This is a genomic window from Arthrobacter sp. 01T414 (assembly GCF_056398965.1).
Genome location: NZ_JBFTQK010000001.1, coordinates 639,470 through 653,908, shown reverse-complemented (window position 1 = coordinate 653,908; position 14,439 = coordinate 639,470). Strand labels below are relative to the sequence as shown.

The following is a 14,439-nucleotide window of genomic DNA, read 5'->3' as shown; positions in this document are numbered from 1 at the left end:
CCCGGGTTAAGTGCCCCGCGACTGCGCCCGAGCCATCGATTGCTCCGTAACTGCCTTTATGGGGGCTGAAAACGGCAGTTACGGAGCAACCGATTGAGGCCGGGACCGGAATCAGGCGGTGACGGTCAGCGGCTCGCCCTTGACGGTGAGCCGCCAGTTGCTCTGGCTGAACACGGCGGCGTCCAGCGTGCCGCGGGCCACGACGTAGTCGATGATGCGCTGGCGGATCTCCTGCTGGCTGTTCGAGAGCACCGGCGCCGTCTTCACGGCCGGGAAGTTGCCCCCGCCGCTCTGCCGGTAGTTGTTGATGGCCATCGCGAACTCCTTGTCCGCCGGCACGGGCGCGCCGCCGTACGTCAGGTTCATGATCCGGTCCCCCACCGGGCGCGCCAGGTCAATCTCGTAGTTCAGCGGGGCGTCCAGGCCGTAGACGACGTCGTAGTTGTAGTCCGGAGTGCCGTTCGGCGCTATCGAGGTGGCGGCGTTGGTGACGTCCTGGGCGCTGGCCGTGGTGCCGGCTACCGGCTTGAAGTATTGCGCGGACCATTCGAGGTAGGCCTTGACCTGGGCGCCGGTGACCTTGATGGAGAGCAGGGTGTTGTCGAAGATGTACAGCCCGGCCACGTCGCGGATGGTCAGCGGGCCGGCCTTGACGTCCACCGCCCGCGAGAACGCTGCAGCGATCGAGAGCACCGGAAGCCCGGCTGCCGGACCATTGGCCAGCTCTGCCTTGATGGTGCTGGCCTGGACATAGTTGATCGCGTCGATCGCCGCAGAGTCTCCCCAGCAGGCGGTCGCCGTGTTCAGCGGCGCGGTTGAGGTGCCGATCACCTGGTTCACGTACTTCACGGTGGCCTCGTGCCCGGCCTGCACGGCCCCGATGACGGCGGGGTCGGCGTCGACGGTCTTGGCGTCGAGGAGGTGCGAATGCGCCGAGGCGACGCTCCACTGCCCCCGGTCTTTGACGAGCTGCAGGTCGATCACGGCGACGCGCATGCCCCATTTCAGCGGCTCGGTCAGGAGCACCTGCCGCCCGGTGGCCTTGTTGGTGACGAAGCGTTCCGGGATTTCCAGGTGCGCGTGGCCCACGAGGATCACGTCGATCCCGGGGACTTCCTCGGCGAGCTGCGTGGAGGCGTTTTCGGGGAACGGCAGCGCGTCACCATAGGACGAGCCCGGCGTGGCACCCGAGTGGCTGGAGACGATCACGACGTCGGCTCCGGCCGCCTTCATCTGCGGGATGACGGTCTTGGCTTCCTCGACGATCCCGTTGAAGTCCAGCTTGCCCTGGACGTTGTCCCGGTCCCAGAGCGCGCAGCCGGGCGTCACGAAGCCGACGAGGCCGACCGTCAGCCACCCGTTCTCGGTCTTGACGCGCTTGAGCACGTACGGGGTAAACGCGCGCTGGCCGGTGACGGCGTCGTGCACGTTAGCGCCGAGCAGCGGGAAGTCCAGCTGCTTCTCCCAGGTCCGCAGCATCGGGATGCCGTAGTTGAATTCGTGGTTGCCGAGGGCCACCGCGTCGTAGCCCACGGCGTTCATGGCCAGCGCCATCGGGTGCTTGACGGTGTCCGAAATGGGGTTGACCTTGGCGAAGTAGTAGGCCAAGGGCGTGCCCTGGATGGTGTCGCCGGAGTCGATCGTGAGGGTCTGGCCCGTACCGCGCTCGGCCCGGACCGCCTTGATCAGCGTGGCGGCCTGGGCGATCCCGATCTTGTTCCCGGCGTTGTCCGCGTAGGGCATGTCCTTGAAGTAATCCCAGTTGAAGACGTTGTTGTGCAGGTCGGTGGTGCCGAGCACGGTCAGCTGGAACTGCTTCTTCCCGTTGGCCGGCGCCGCCTGGGCGGCCGGGGCTCCGAGGGCGGCCGCGGCAGCGCTGCCGCCGACGAAGGCCGCGGCGAGCATGGCACGGCGGGAGAACGAAGGATTCGGATCGGTCATGGTGGGGACTCCTCAGGGTTGGCGGCCGGTCGGCACAAAGCCAAAGTCTAGGGGCCGTGCAGTCGCCTGAAAAGGAGAGACAACAATCATTTGCAAAAGATTCACTTGTTCCGCACTACGGGGCCGGAACGCAGGAAACCCCGCCCACCGGAGTGGACGGGGTTTCCCGGAAAGATTGGGGCGTTCGAACTAGTCGAGCGTCCCGGGCAGGGCGAGTTACTTGAGGGTAACGGTTGCGCCGGCCTCTTCGAGCTGAGCCTTTGCCTTCTCGGCGGCTTCCTTGGTGGCGCCTTCGAGAACAGCCTTCGGTGCACCGTCGACCAGGTCCTTGGCTTCCTTGAGGCCGAGGGAGGTGATGGCGCGAACTTCCTTGATCACTGCGATCTTCTTGTCGCCAGCAGCTTCGAGGATGACGTCGAAGTCGGTCTTCTCTTCAACCTCTTCAGCGGCGCCGCCGGCGGGGCCAGCAACAGCAACCGCAGCAGCGGTAACTTCGAAGGTCTCTTCGAAGAGCTTGACGAACTCGGAGAGCTCGATGATGGTCAGTTCCTTGAAAGCTTCAATGAGCTCTTCGTTGGTGAGCTTCGCCATGGTTGGCGTCCTTCCTATAGTGGTGCTTGGCGGCCTGGACCGTGCCCTCGCACCGGAGTCTGGTTTGAAAGAGAGTTAGTTCTCTTCGGCAGCTGCGGCTTCGGCCGGAGCTGCGGCTTCGGCGGGAGCCTCGGCTGCGGGGGCTTCTGCTTCTTCAGCGGCGGGCGCTTCGGCAGCTGCCGGTGCACCGTTCTCTTCTTCAAGCTTGAGGCGCAGTGCGTCGATGATGCGTGCAGCAGCGGCAGCAGGAGCCTTGAGGACGCCTGCAACCTTTGCGAGCTGCAGCTCACGGGACTCGAGTGCTGCCAGGGCAGCAACTTCGCTGGCGTTCAGTGCCTTGCCTTCGAAGTAACCGGTCTTGATAACCAGCTGCTTGTTGGCCTTGGCAAAATCCGTCAGGCTCTTGGCAGCGGCAACTGCGTCACCCTTGATGAACGCGATTGCAGTGGGGCCGGCGAGCTGGCCGTCGAATGCTTCGACACCAGCTTCCTTGGCTGCAATTGCGGTCAGGGTGTTCTTGACGACCGAGAACTTGGTTTCCTGGCCGAGAGAAACACGCAGCTGCTTGAGCTGTGCAACGGTGAGCCCACGGTATTCGGTCAGGACAGCGGCGGTCGATTCCTTGAAATCGTTAGTGATCTCAGCTACTGCTGAAACCTTGCTAGGCGTTGCCATAACCCTCCTTCCGGGGATAGTGCCGGTTCGTCCGGGTCCCCGCTCAGGTGAGCTAAAACTAAAAACGCCCCGCGCAGATGCACGGGGCTTGTCTCAACGCGGTCAAGCCGCGGAGCTTTGCTTCGTTCACCTGCGCCGGCCGCCCTATGTTCAGGGTCCTTCGTCTGGAGATCCACTGGCTCTCCCGGCGCAGCTGCAGATTTGAGCCTTGCTTGGGAGAGTGGATTTCCAACAACCGACGGTCTTTGGTTCCCCCAGCTTACGGGAAGGGTACCGCGCGCTCCAAATCGGCTCAGCTGACGCTGGGCCGGAAGTCCGGCAGTTCCTTTTGCCAGATCCCCGTCACACCCGCGGTGGTGAAGCCCAGCTGCTGGTTGACGGTGAGCAGGTAGCGGTTTTCCGGGGCGTTCCAGGTGTAGAGCACGCGTGCGTCCGGGAACTGCTCGGTCAGCCGCTCCATGTTGGCCACCTTGATCAGCAGGCCGAGTTTGTTGCCACGGTGCTCGGCCAGCACCACGGTGTCGTCCTGGAATACGACGTCGGGGCGCAGCGCCAGGACGCTGATGGTCGTCAAGCCCACCAGAGTTCCGCTGGCGATGTGCTCGACGGCGGTGACTACGGTGCGGCGCCCCTGCGCGATGGCGACGTCCTCCGTCTCGCGCAGCACGCCGCCGTCGAACACCAAGGCTCCGTCCTCGGCCCCCGGGATTCCGTCCTCGCCGGCCCGGTTCTCGAGGGCGGCCACGGCTTCGAGCCACTGCTCCGGGCAACGATCCGTCCAGTGATGCAGCCGGTAGCGTCCCGCGTTGGCCTCCTCCGCCTCCGCCTGCAGTTCGGCGACCAGTTTGCCGTCCAGCGGGAGGACGCAGGAGCTGAACTGCTCGATGTGCTGCAGGGTATAACCGGTGTGTTGGGCGAACTCCACCTCCCGGCTGTTCAGCGGCACGAATCCCATGCCGGTCCCGGGAATCAGCTGCCCAGCCTTGCTGTCACCCAGGGTCGCGGCCGGATGGTTGGTGTCGATCAGGATGGTGCTCCGCCCCTCTTCCCGGGCCAGATGCTCCGCGGCCTCCAGCAGCTGCCGGCCGACGCCGCGGCCCTGGTACTCGGGCAGGATGTCGAGGGTGAATTCGGCCAGGTCCTGGTTATCCGCCAGCGGCAGGGCAACGTCCACGGTTCCGACGATCTGCTGGTCGATCCTGGCAACGAGGATCACCTGGCGCTCGTAGGGATCGGCCATTTCCAGCAGCTTCTCCAGCGGGGAGTAAGCGAGGTCGTCGCTCCCCCAGGTCTGCATCCGGACCTTGCGCCCCACCTCGACGGCGGCGAGGAAATCCGCCGCATCCGGTCCGTCCAGCGAATCCGGAATCCAGAGCTGCTCGATCCGTACCTCTTGTGCCTTAGCGGGCATGTTCCCAGCCATCCTGCCGCCCAATGCTCTACAGCCTCATGCGCTGCCCTGCCCGCGCCGGGCTTCAAGCGTCAGCATATGCCCGTTCGGGTCCGTATTCCATGGCCTGAACGGGTAAGTTTGCGGGCGTTCGAAGGCTGGCGAGGGTCAGTGGGAAGCCGACGAACTTCCCGCGGCGACGGTCCGCTGCCATTCCCCGTCCCAGCCCGCGGGACGGAATCCGAGAGCCACGTTGATAGCCAACATGTGATCGTTTTCGGCAGCGTTGAAGGTGGCCACGCGCTCGATGTCCGGGTAGTCCGCCAGGCGCCGGAGGTTGGCGATCTTGACCAGCATGCCCAGGCGGTGGCCCCGGTGGCTGGCCGCCACCAGGGTGTCATCCTGCTCGGCGAGCCAGGGCTTGTTGGGCGAGAGTTCGAGCACGGAGTACGCGGCCAGTTCGCCCGTCTCCAGATGCCGGGCAGCCGCCACGAGCGAGACGTTCCCGGCTTGCTTCCAGGTGTCCTCGACGTGCCGGACGCGCGCGGCGTCCCAAGTCTCCTCCTCGAAGCTGAGGCCCCCGCTCGGCGCGTCCGTGCTCATCCGCGACATCAGCACGGCGAGCTGCTCCACCAGCTCCTCCGGGCAGTGGTCCGTCCAGGTCAGCAGCTCGTACCCGGCCGCCTTGGTCCGCGCTTCCCGCTCCAGGCCGTCCAGGGCCTGGGCCGCAGCGGCAACCTCCAGGCTGCTGTACCGTTCCACCTGCTCGAGCTGGTAGCCCGCCGCCCTAGCGAAGCGCACGCCCCGGGCCCCGGCCGGCAGGGCGCCCGTTCCCGTCAGCGGCGCGATCACGTCGGGGCCGTCGGCGTCGAAATCCGCCGGGTGTTCGGTGAAGCTCATCAGGACGCTGCGGCCCTCGGCGGCGGCCAACTGCTCCGCGTGGGCCAGCAGCTCCCGCCCGATTCCCCGCCCGGCGTACGAGTTCAGCACGGCCACGTGCACGAGTGCGCGGCCCAGGTTCTCCTGCTGCTCGAGGCGGATCCAGGACTTGGCCGCCATCCGGCCGTCGACGCGGACGAAGAAGCCCCGCACCCGGGCGTAGGCATTGTCGCGCCAGAAGCGCAGCCGCGCCGGGGCCGCCGTCGCCCGGTCCAGGCTCCCCCACGTTTCGAGGGTCAGCTCGTCACAGAGCCGGCCGAACTCCAGGAACTCCGAGGCGTCGGGCGCCTCAAGGCTTGCCGGCAGGACCAAGGGTTCGATGAGATACGTCGCTGGAGTCACCGGGACAGCCTAACCGCGGTCCGGAAAGCAGAAAAGACCGCCCCGCGGAGGCGGGACGGTCTTTTCGGTAATGCTGTGAGGACTAGACCTCGGTCAGGACCTTGGTGACGTTAGGGTCAACCGAGATGCCCGGGCCGAACGTGGTGGCCACGGTGGCCTTCTGGATGTAGCGGCCCTTGGAAGCAGACGGCTTGAGGCGCAGGACCTCTTCCAGTGCGGCTGCGTAGTTCTCGGCCAGCTTCACGGCGTCGAAGGAAACCTTGCCGATGATGAAGTGCAGGTTCGAGTGCTTGTCGACGCGGAAGTCGATCTTGCCGCCCTTGATGTCGTTGACAGCCTTGGTGACGTCAGCGGTCACCGTACCGGTCTTCGGGTTCGGCATCAGGTTACGCGGGCCGAGGACCTTACCGAGGCGGCCAACCTTGCCCATGAGGTCAGGGGTGGCGACGGCGGCGTCGAAGTCGGTCCAGCCGCCGGCGATCTTCTCGATCAGGTCGTCGGAACCGACGAAGTCGGCGCCGGCTGCGATTGCGGCCTCAGCCTTGTCACCGGTGGCGAAGACGAGGACGCGGGCGACCTTGCCGGTGCCGTGCGGCAGGTTGACCGTGCCGCGGACCATCTGGTCGGCCTTACGGGGATCGACGCCGAGGCGGAATGCGACCTCAACGGTGGCGTCGAACTTGGACGGGTTGGTGTCCTTGGCGAGGGTCACTGCCTCGAACGGCGCGTAGAACTTCTCCGCGTCGATCTTGGCGGCGGCTGCCTCATATGCTTTGCTGCGCTTTGCCATGCTGCTTATTCTCCTTGTGCAGTTGTGGTCTGCGGACCGCGCTGGGCCCTGCCACAGTCGGGATTCGAACGGTTGATCCGTCCTGGCTTCCCGATATTTCAATGTTTAGGTGTTGCCGGTCGCCCGGCCGTGCTGTCCGGCGTCGTTCACGGTTTCCCGGGCCCGGTGCCGCATCAGCGGTGGAGGGAATTAACCCTCGACGGTGATACCCATGGAGCGGGCGGTGCCGGCGATGATCTTCGCGGCGCCTTCCAGGCTGGTGGCGTTGAGGTCTTCCATCTTGGTGGAGGCGATCTCGTTGACCTGGGCCTGGGTCAGCTTGGCAACCTTGACGGTGTGCGGGGTAGCCGAACCCTTGGCGACGCCTGCAGCCTTCTTGATGAGCTCTGCAGCCGGCGGGGTCTTGGTGATGAACGTGAATGAACGGTCTTCGTAGACGGTGATTTCAACCGGAATAACGTTGCCGCGCTGGGCTTCCGTCGCAGCGTTGTACGCCTTGCAGAATTCCATGATGTTGACACCGTGCTGGCCAAGCGCAGGACCGATCGGCGGGGCCGGGTTGGCGGCACCTGCCTGGATCTGCAGCTTGATGAGGCCGGTGACCTTCTTCTTGGGAGCCAATGTAGGGTCCTTCTCTCAATTACGTCCTGGGACACAGGAGCGTGTCTCAGGTTGGTGGCCGCCATGGCAAGGCGGCCTGCCGCTCCAAGGCTGCTAAGCGGGCAGCCCGGGGCGAATTCTGTGGATGAAGCTAGATCTTGCTGACCTGGTTGAACGCCAGGGTGACCGGGGTCTCGCGCTCGAAGATGGAGACCAGCACCACGAGGGTCTGCGAGTCCACCTTGATCTCGGAGATCGTGGCCGGAAGGGTCTCGAACGGGCCCTCCTTGACGATAACCGATTCGCCGACCTCGAAGTCGACGTCGACCGCGGCGGCAGCGTGCTTGACCGGCTTGCCCTTCTCGGCCTGCTCTTCTTCGAAGACCGGGGCGAGCATGGAGAAGACCTCGTCGAGGCGCAGCGGCACGGGGTTGTGGGCGTTGCCCACGAAGCCGGTGACGCCGGGGGTGTGGCGGACGGCGCCCCATGAGGCGTCGGTCAGATCCATGCGGACCAGCACGTAGCCGGGGATGCGGACGCGGTTGATGACCTTGCGCTGAGCGTTCTTGATCTCAACGACTTCCTCCATGGGGACCTGGATTTCGAAGATGTAATCTTCCATGTCCAGGGTCTGGATGCGGGTCTCAAGATTTGCCTTGACGCGGTTTTCGTAGCCGGCGTATGAGTGGATGACGTACCAGTCACCCTCCTGGCGGCGCAGCTTGGCCTTGAATTCGTCGGCGGGGTCGACGTCGGCTGCGGCGGCGGCAACCGCCAGGGCGTCGCCTTCTTCGCCTTCTTCGCCGGTTGCGGTCTCCTCGGCAGCTACGGCCTCGTCAGCAGTCTCATCGGCGGCGTCGGATTCGGGCGCAGCAGAAACAGCCTCGGACTCTTCCGCGGCATCCACCGCAGCGTCCTGGCTCTTATCCAGCTCAGTCTCAGTTACCTCGAGCTCCTGCTCAGACACTTGGTCTCCTGCTTCCTCATTGCCTAACATGCCTATTTAAATGACTCAATTCCGCACACCCCGCGGAAGCTCCGGATTCCCGGAGGTCCACGCAGTCTGCGGACCGGTCGCCTTAGCGGTCCGTGGCGCCTGTTCCGCCGAAGACCCAGCTCACTCCGGTCCCGAAGGCCAGGTCCAGCAGGGTGACGATCACCATCATGATGACCACGAACACCAGCACCACGAGCGTGTAGTTGATCAGTTCCTTGCGGGTGGGTGCAACGACCTTCTTCAGTTCGCCGATGACCTGGCGGACGAAGAGTGCGATCCGAGCGAAGAATCCTGCCTTGGGGGCGTTCTTGGCGGGGCGGCCTTTGGAGCTGCTGGCAGCTGTTTCGGTCACCTGATCCTCACTCATCCTCGCGATGTCGGATACCCGGCTCTGGACTGAACCATGGTTGCTGCGCTTGTTCCGGTGAAGACCGGAACAGCTTGCGCAGGGCAGACAGGACTCGAACCTGCAACCTGCGGTTTTGGAGACCGCTGCGCTACCAATTGCGCCACTACCCTATGGATCGAAAACCGGTCAGACCGCGCTTTTCCGCAGGCTTCCCTGAGGCGCACGCCATCATCGTGTTTTCAACACCGGAGAACCAGTCTACGCAACATCTGCGTCCACGTCGAACCGGCTCCGTCCGGACCCCTGGCTGCCTGCGAATAAGGCGGACTCGTGAGTCTCATTTCCGCTGTGGGTCACATTCACACCCGGCACCCCGGGGGATCCGCTGAACAGCATAGAGTAGATTTCGTCGAATCCCACATCCAGCCACGAGCTGAACGCGAAGAACGGACCCGCAATGCCTGCCGCCCGCATTTCCCAGCGCATTTCCGCCATAGCCGAATCCGCCACACTGGCTGTCGATGCCAAGGCGAAGGCGTTGAAGGCTGCCGGCCGTCCTGTCATCGGCTTCGGCGCCGGCGAACCTGACTTCCCGACCCCCGGCTACATCGTTCAGGCCGCCATCGAAGCCGCCGGCCAGCCGAAGTACCACCGCTACTCCCCCGCCGGCGGGCTGCCCGAACTGAAGCAGGCCATCGCGGACAAGACGTTCCGCGACTCCGGCTACAAGGCCGAGGCGTCGCAGGTGCTCGTCACCAACGGCGGCAAGCAGGCCGTCTACAACACCTTCGCGACCCTGCTGGATCCGGGCGACGAGGTAATTGTCCCCACGCCGTTCTGGACCACCTATCCGGAAGCCATCCGGCTGGCCGGCGGCGTTCCGGTGGAGGTCTTCGCCGGTCCCGAGCAGGGCTACCTGGTGACCGTGGAGCAGTTGGAATCGGCCCTCACGGACCGCACCAAGATCCTGCTCTTCGTCTCCCCCTCCAACCCCACGGGCGCCGTCTACTCGCCGGAGCAGGTCAAGGAAATCGGCCAGTGGGCCGCCGCAAAGGGCATCTGGGTGGTCACGGACGAGATCTACGAGCACCTGACGTACGACGGCGTGCCGTTCACCTCGATCGCCACCGCTGCCCCGGAGCTCGGCGACAAGGTGGTCATCCTCAACGGCGTCGCCAAGACCTACGCCATGACTGGCTGGCGGGTGGGCTGGATGATCGGCCCGGCCGACGTCATCAAGGCCGCCACCAACCTGCAGTCACATGCCACCTCCAACGTCTCCAACATCATGCAGATCGCTGCCCTCGCGGCGGTGTCCGGCCCGCTCACCGCGGTTGACGAGATGAAGGTGGCCTTCGACCGCCGCCGGAAGGCCATCGTGGCCGGGCTCAACGCAATCGAGGGCGTGGACTGCCCCACGCCCAAGGGCGCCTTCTACGTCTATGCCGACGTACGGGCGCTGCTGGGCAAGGAGTTCCCGACGGCGAACGGACCGGTCCGTCCTTCGACGTCGGCCGAACTTGCCGCACTGATCCTCGACGAGGTGGAGGTCGCGGTGGTGCCGGGCGAGGCCTTCGGCCCCTCCGGCTACCTGCGCCTGTCCTACGCGTTGGGCGACGAGGACCTGGCCACCGGCGTCGGCCGCCTCCAGGACTTCCTCGGCAAGGCGAAGTAGCAACCCTCCCTCAGATCCTGCAGCTACAAAACGGACGCTCCCGCAGCTCCTGCACGATTTCCACGAACGCTCCCGCACTCACTGCGGGGGCGTTCGTCGTAAGACGCCCGGATGTGAGGGAGGATCCGTCGAAAGGCCGCCGGACGTGAGGGAGGGTTCGTCGAAGGGCCACTGGATCTGAGGGAGGGTTCGTCGAAGGGCCACCGGATCTGAGGGAGGGTTCGTCGAAGGGCCACCGGATCTGAGGGAGCGTCGGGTTGTAAGCCTCCGGATCTGAGGGAGCGTCAGGTGATAGGCCGCCGGATCTGAGGGGGCGTCGGGGGGTGTGGGGGCTAGAGGAGGCGGCGCTCCGCGGCCCAGCGGGTCAGCTCGTGCCGGCTGGAGAGCTGCAGCTTCCGCAGCACCGCGGAGACGTGGGTTTCGACTGTCTTGATTGAAATGAACAGCTCCTTGGCCACTTCCTTGTAGCTGTAGCCCCGGGCGATCAGCCGCATGACTTCCAGTTCGCGGGCCGACAGCCGGTCCARTTCGTCGTCCGCAATGTCGGCCGGGGCGGTGCCGAAAGCGTCGAGGACAAATCCCGCCAGCCGGGGCGAGAAGACGGCGTCGCCGCCCGCCACTCGGCGCACCGCGTCACTGATTTCGGCCCCCGAGATGCTCTTGGTGACGTACCCCCTGGCGCCGGCGCGGATCACGGAGACGACGTCCTCGGCGGCATCCGAAACGCTCAGCGCAAGGAACTTGGTGCTGCCCAGCAGCGCCGCGGAGCCGGCCAGAACCTCGCGTCCGCCACCGCCCAGACCGCCGGGGAGATGGACATCCAGCAGCACGACGTCGGGCCGGGCCGCTGCAATGACGGCCACGGCCTCCTCCACGGTTCCTGCCTCGCCGACAACGAGGATGCCGGGATCGAGGTCGGCCTTCAGACCGGAGCGGAAGATGGCGTGGTCATCGACGATCACCACGCGCGTGCCGCCGGGAGCCGCCCCAGTGCCGGCCTGTGCCTGCATGCTCATTGTTGGTCCTCTCCGTTGCTTCTGTTTGTCCCGCTTCCGTTGCCGGCGGGGGTGTTGTTTGCGTCGGCCGCGAGCGGCAGCCGGAGCCGGACCTCGGTGCCTTCGGGGCTGCTGGAGATGGCGGTGGTGCCGCCGTGGCGCCGCATCCGGCCAATCATGGATTCCCGGACGCCGAGCCGGTCGGCGGGGATGGCCGCCGGGTCGAACCCCGGCCCGCGGTCCTTGACGAAGACCTCGGCGGCGTCATCGGTGACTTCCAGGTACACCGAGACGGCTCCGCCGCCGTGGCGGGCCGAGTTAAGCATGGCTTCGCGCGCCGCCTGGACCAGGGCCTCAAGCCGTTCGTTCATGGCGCAGTCCCCCACGGTTACGACTTCCACGGCCTGCCCCAGCGAGTCCTCGACGTCCGCCGCGGCCGCCTTGATCCCGGCGGCGAGCTGGCCCGAGTCGCGGCCGGGGTCACGGTAGAGCCAGCCCCGCAGCTCCCGCTCCTGCGCCCGGGCGAGGCGGACGACGTCGTGCTCGTTAGCGGCGCGCCGCTGGATCAGCGCCAGCGTCTGGAGCACGGAGTCGTGCAGGTGCGCGGCGATCTCGGCCCGTTCGGTGGCACGCACGCGGCCGGTGCGCTCGGCTTCCAGATCACGCCAGAACTTCAGGCCCCAGGGCAGCAGCACCAGCGCCACGCCGCCCAGAACGGCCACGGAGGCCAGCAGGGCGAGCCAGGTCTGCTCCCAGGAGCCCGAGCCGGAGACCATCAGCAACACCCCGGCCACCACCAGGGCCAGGCCGGCAGCCAGGCGGGCCCAGCCGCCGGCCTGGTCAGCCTTGGTCTTGTCCACGAGGCCGGCCCGCCGGGTTTCGTCCAGCTGCATCCAGGCAATGGCGGCTCCGCCCAGGATCGCGGCGACCGGGATCAGCGTGCCCAGCGGCACATCCAGGCCAAGGAGCCTGGCGATCAGGATGCCGGCCGCCAGCAGCAGTCCGGCGCCGAGCAGGATTTCCTTGCCATACGGCATGCCCGGGAACCACGTCCGCCAGGATCCGGCCGGGGCGCCAATTCCGGCCTTGACGGCGTTCCCGCCCGCCGCCGGCGCATTCCCCGCGGGCCCATCCGCCGGGGGCGCGCTCACCGCAGGAGCTATCGGCGACGCCGGCCGGCGGGCATTGCGCTTGGAGTTCTCGTCCGCAGTGGGCACCATGATCCAGAGCCAGGCATAGAACGCGACTCCGGCCCCGCCCGCGAGCGCCGCCACCACCATGCCGATCCGGACCATCCGCACCGGCCAGCCCAGGTGATGGGCCAGGCCCGCGCAGACGCCGGCGATCACGCGGTCGCTGCTGCGGACCAGCGGCGGGCGGAAAGCGGGTGTTGTCATGGGTCAATCCAAACACGGACCGGGGTTTCCCGGAGCCGTTTTCAGGCCGAACCGGGGGCCGCTCAGGGGACGTTCAGGGTCTTCCCCAGTAGAGCCCCAGCCCCCGCGGGCAGGAGGATCGAAGTATGAACCCGCACACTCCGTACCCAGATGAGGACCCGAACGCTTCGCCCCGTCCGGACGCAGCTCCGGACGCCACTCCCGACGCTCCCGACGGTTCCGCAGACGCAGCTCCCAACGGTTCCGCAGGCGCCGCCGGAACACCAGGCGAGCCAGCCCCGGACGCACCGCCCCTGTATCCGCCCGGCGGCCCGTACCCTTCCGGCCCCGGCGTCCCTCCGCCGTACACCGGCGCCCCGCCTGCCCCGGGCATGCAGCAGCAGAACTTCTTTGACTGGATCCGCAGCCACGGAATCTACCGTGGCCGCGAGCGCTGGATCGGCGGCGTCGCCAGCGGCATTGCCCACCGGCTCGGCGTCGACCCCCTGATCGTGCGGGGCATCCTGATCGTACTGACCGTGTTCGCCGGCGTCGGCGTCCTGCTCTACGGCCTGGCCTGGGCGCTGCTGCCGGAGCCGGACGGCCGGATCCACGTCCAGGAGGCGGCCGCGGGCCGCTGGAGCTCGGGCATGACCGGCGCCCTGATCACCACCGTCATCGGATTCCCCAGCCTGGGCAGCGGAGTCTGGGGCTGGGACCGCTACGGCTTCGGCGCCTTCATCTGGACGGTGTTCTGGGTGGGCGGCGCGATCTACGTCATCTACTACCTGACCCAGCGCAACAAGGCCCGCGCCGCGGCATCCCACGGGTCCCCGGGCCACGGTGTCGGCGGAGCCGGCTGGAGCGCGACGGGCGCCAAGGCCAACGCGACCGGCACTCCTCCGGCCGGCCCTGCCGCTCCCGGCGGCGCGGGCTATGGCAGCGCCGGGCAGGCCACCACGGCCACCACGGCCACCACGGCCACCAACCAGACCCTCCCGCTGGAAGGACTCCCGGCCCGGAACTGGGCAGACCACTCCGGAACTGCCCCCGGCTGGGCGGCGCCTCCGCCCTCGGGCCCCGTCCCACCCTACGGCGGCGGTTACGCCCCGGTGCCCCCGGCGGCCCCGATCCCGGCCCCGAAGCCCCGCAACCTGGGGCCAGGCGCTCCCGCCGTGGCAATGACCGCCGGCCTGGCGCTCCTGGTCGGCGGCGGCATCAAGGCCCTCGATGCAGCCCACGCGATCAACCTCGGCACGGCGGCCAACGCCGTCGTCTGGGCCAGCGCCGCGGCGGTGCTGGGGCTGGGCATCCTGGTTTCCGGGCTGCGAGGCCGGACGGCCGGCATCCTTGGATTCTTCGCCGTCGTGGCATTGATCATCGGCGGAATCTTCAACCTGGTTCCCAACGCTGACCGCGCCCGTTTCCAGAACATCGACTGGGCCCCGGCGAGCATCGAGCAAGCCCGCGACGGGTTCGACATCACGGGCGGGACCGGCACGGTGGACCTGACCAAGATGAACCTGAACCCGCCGCTGGGGTCCGACGTCGTGGTCCACCTTGATGCCACGGCGAGCAATGTCACGGTGGCCATCCCCACGAACGTCCCGGTCCAGGTCCAGGCGGACATGACCATGGGGAACCTCAACGACAGCCGCGGCAACCACGGCGGCGTGACGACCCAGCAGAACGACTACAACACGGACAAACCCGGTGCCCGGCTGGTCGTCAAGGTCTCCGGGACCCTAAGCAACATCACCGTGAAGGAAGGGAACTGAC

13 protein-coding genes and 1 tRNA gene are annotated in these 14,439 nt (G+C 66.8%); 2 read left to right on the top strand and 12 right to left on the bottom strand.

Annotated elements, in window-relative coordinates; translation table 11 throughout:
• Nucleotides 1-111 precede the first annotated feature (111 nt).
• The 10 genes from AC1DK9_RS03070 to AC1DK9_RS03025 all read right to left on the bottom strand — a co-directional run bounded on the left by AC1DK9_RS03070 (nucleotide 112) and on the right by AC1DK9_RS03025 (nucleotide 8,784).
• A complete protein-coding gene (locus tag AC1DK9_RS03070; RefSeq protein WP_476914966.1) occupies nucleotides 112-1,941 on the bottom strand; it encodes a bifunctional metallophosphatase/5'-nucleotidase in 1,830 nt (609 codons plus the stop codon).
• Nucleotides 1,942-2,157: 216 nt separating this feature from the next.
• Nucleotides 2,158-2,532, bottom strand: a complete 375-nt coding sequence (gene rplL / locus AC1DK9_RS03065; protein ID WP_175321169.1) for a 50S ribosomal protein L7/L12 — start codon at nucleotides 2,530-2,532, stop codon at nucleotides 2,158-2,160.
• A 75-nt stretch (nucleotides 2,533-2,607) separates the two neighbouring features.
• Nucleotides 2,608-3,207 carry a 50S ribosomal protein L10 gene (gene rplJ, locus AC1DK9_RS03060; RefSeq protein WP_476862373.1) on the bottom strand — a complete coding sequence of 200 codons (600 nt, stop codon included), beginning with the start codon at nucleotides 3,205-3,207 and terminating at the stop codon, nucleotides 2,608-2,610.
• Nucleotides 3,208-3,499: 292 nt separating this feature from the next.
• Nucleotides 3,500-4,618 carry a GNAT family N-acetyltransferase gene (locus AC1DK9_RS03055; RefSeq protein ID WP_476862374.1) on the bottom strand — a complete coding sequence of 373 codons (1,119 nt, stop codon included), beginning with the start codon at nucleotides 4,616-4,618 and terminating at the stop codon, nucleotides 3,500-3,502.
• Between the two features lie 147 nt (nucleotides 4,619-4,765).
• Nucleotides 4,766-5,878 (bottom strand): GNAT family N-acetyltransferase, encoded by a 1,113-nt coding sequence (locus tag AC1DK9_RS03050; protein WP_476914965.1) that lies wholly within the window; start codon nucleotides 5,876-5,878, stop codon nucleotides 4,766-4,768.
• 82 nt (nucleotides 5,879-5,960) lie between these two features.
• Complete coding sequence (rplA, locus tag AC1DK9_RS03045; RefSeq protein WP_476862376.1) at nucleotides 5,961-6,668, bottom strand: 50S ribosomal protein L1; 708 nt, start codon at nucleotides 6,666-6,668, stop codon at nucleotides 5,961-5,963.
• A gap of 189 nt (nucleotides 6,669-6,857) precedes the next feature.
• Nucleotides 6,858-7,289: a 50S ribosomal protein L11 gene (gene rplK / locus AC1DK9_RS03040; RefSeq protein ID WP_003803853.1), complete on the bottom strand. Its 432-nt coding sequence runs from the start codon at nucleotides 7,287-7,289 to the stop codon at nucleotides 6,858-6,860.
• 130 nt (nucleotides 7,290-7,419) lie between these two features.
• Complete coding sequence (gene nusG, locus AC1DK9_RS03035) at nucleotides 7,420-8,235, bottom strand: transcription termination/antitermination protein NusG (protein WP_476914964.1); 816 nt, start codon at nucleotides 8,233-8,235, stop codon at nucleotides 7,420-7,422.
• Nucleotides 8,236-8,347: 112 nt separating this feature from the next.
• Nucleotides 8,348-8,632, bottom strand: coding sequence for a preprotein translocase subunit SecE (gene secE / locus AC1DK9_RS03030; RefSeq protein WP_056738571.1), 285 nt, complete (start codon nucleotides 8,630-8,632; stop codon nucleotides 8,348-8,350).
• A gap of 79 nt (nucleotides 8,633-8,711) precedes the next feature.
• Nucleotides 8,712-8,784 (bottom strand) — tRNA-Trp (locus AC1DK9_RS03025).
• Nucleotides 8,785-9,071: 287 nt separating this feature from the next.
• On the opposite strand from AC1DK9_RS03025, the gene AC1DK9_RS03020 reads away from it, so the two are divergent.
• Nucleotides 9,072-10,289, top strand: a complete 1,218-nt coding sequence (locus AC1DK9_RS03020; RefSeq protein WP_476914963.1) for a pyridoxal phosphate-dependent aminotransferase — start codon at nucleotides 9,072-9,074, stop codon at nucleotides 10,287-10,289.
• Nucleotides 10,290-10,621: 332 nt separating this feature from the next.
• Here the strand turns inward: AC1DK9_RS03020 and AC1DK9_RS03015 are convergent, their stop codons facing one another.
• On the bottom strand, nucleotides 10,622-11,299 hold the full coding sequence (locus AC1DK9_RS03015; protein WP_476862627.1) for a LuxR C-terminal-related transcriptional regulator: 678 nt from the start codon (nucleotides 11,297-11,299) through the stop codon (nucleotides 10,622-10,624).
• A 2-nt stretch (nucleotides 11,300-11,301) separates the two neighbouring features.
• Complete coding sequence (locus tag AC1DK9_RS03010) at nucleotides 11,302-12,681, bottom strand: ATP-binding protein (protein ID WP_476914962.1); 1,380 nt, start codon at nucleotides 12,679-12,681, stop codon at nucleotides 11,302-11,304.
• A 125-nt stretch (nucleotides 12,682-12,806) separates the two neighbouring features.
• Here AC1DK9_RS03010 and AC1DK9_RS03005 point away from each other — a divergent pair, with 125 nt between their 5' ends.
• A complete protein-coding gene (locus tag AC1DK9_RS03005; RefSeq protein ID WP_476914961.1) occupies nucleotides 12,807-14,438 on the top strand; it encodes a PspC domain-containing protein in 1,632 nt (543 codons plus the stop codon).
• The last annotated feature ends 1 nt before the right edge of the window (nucleotide 14,439 follow it).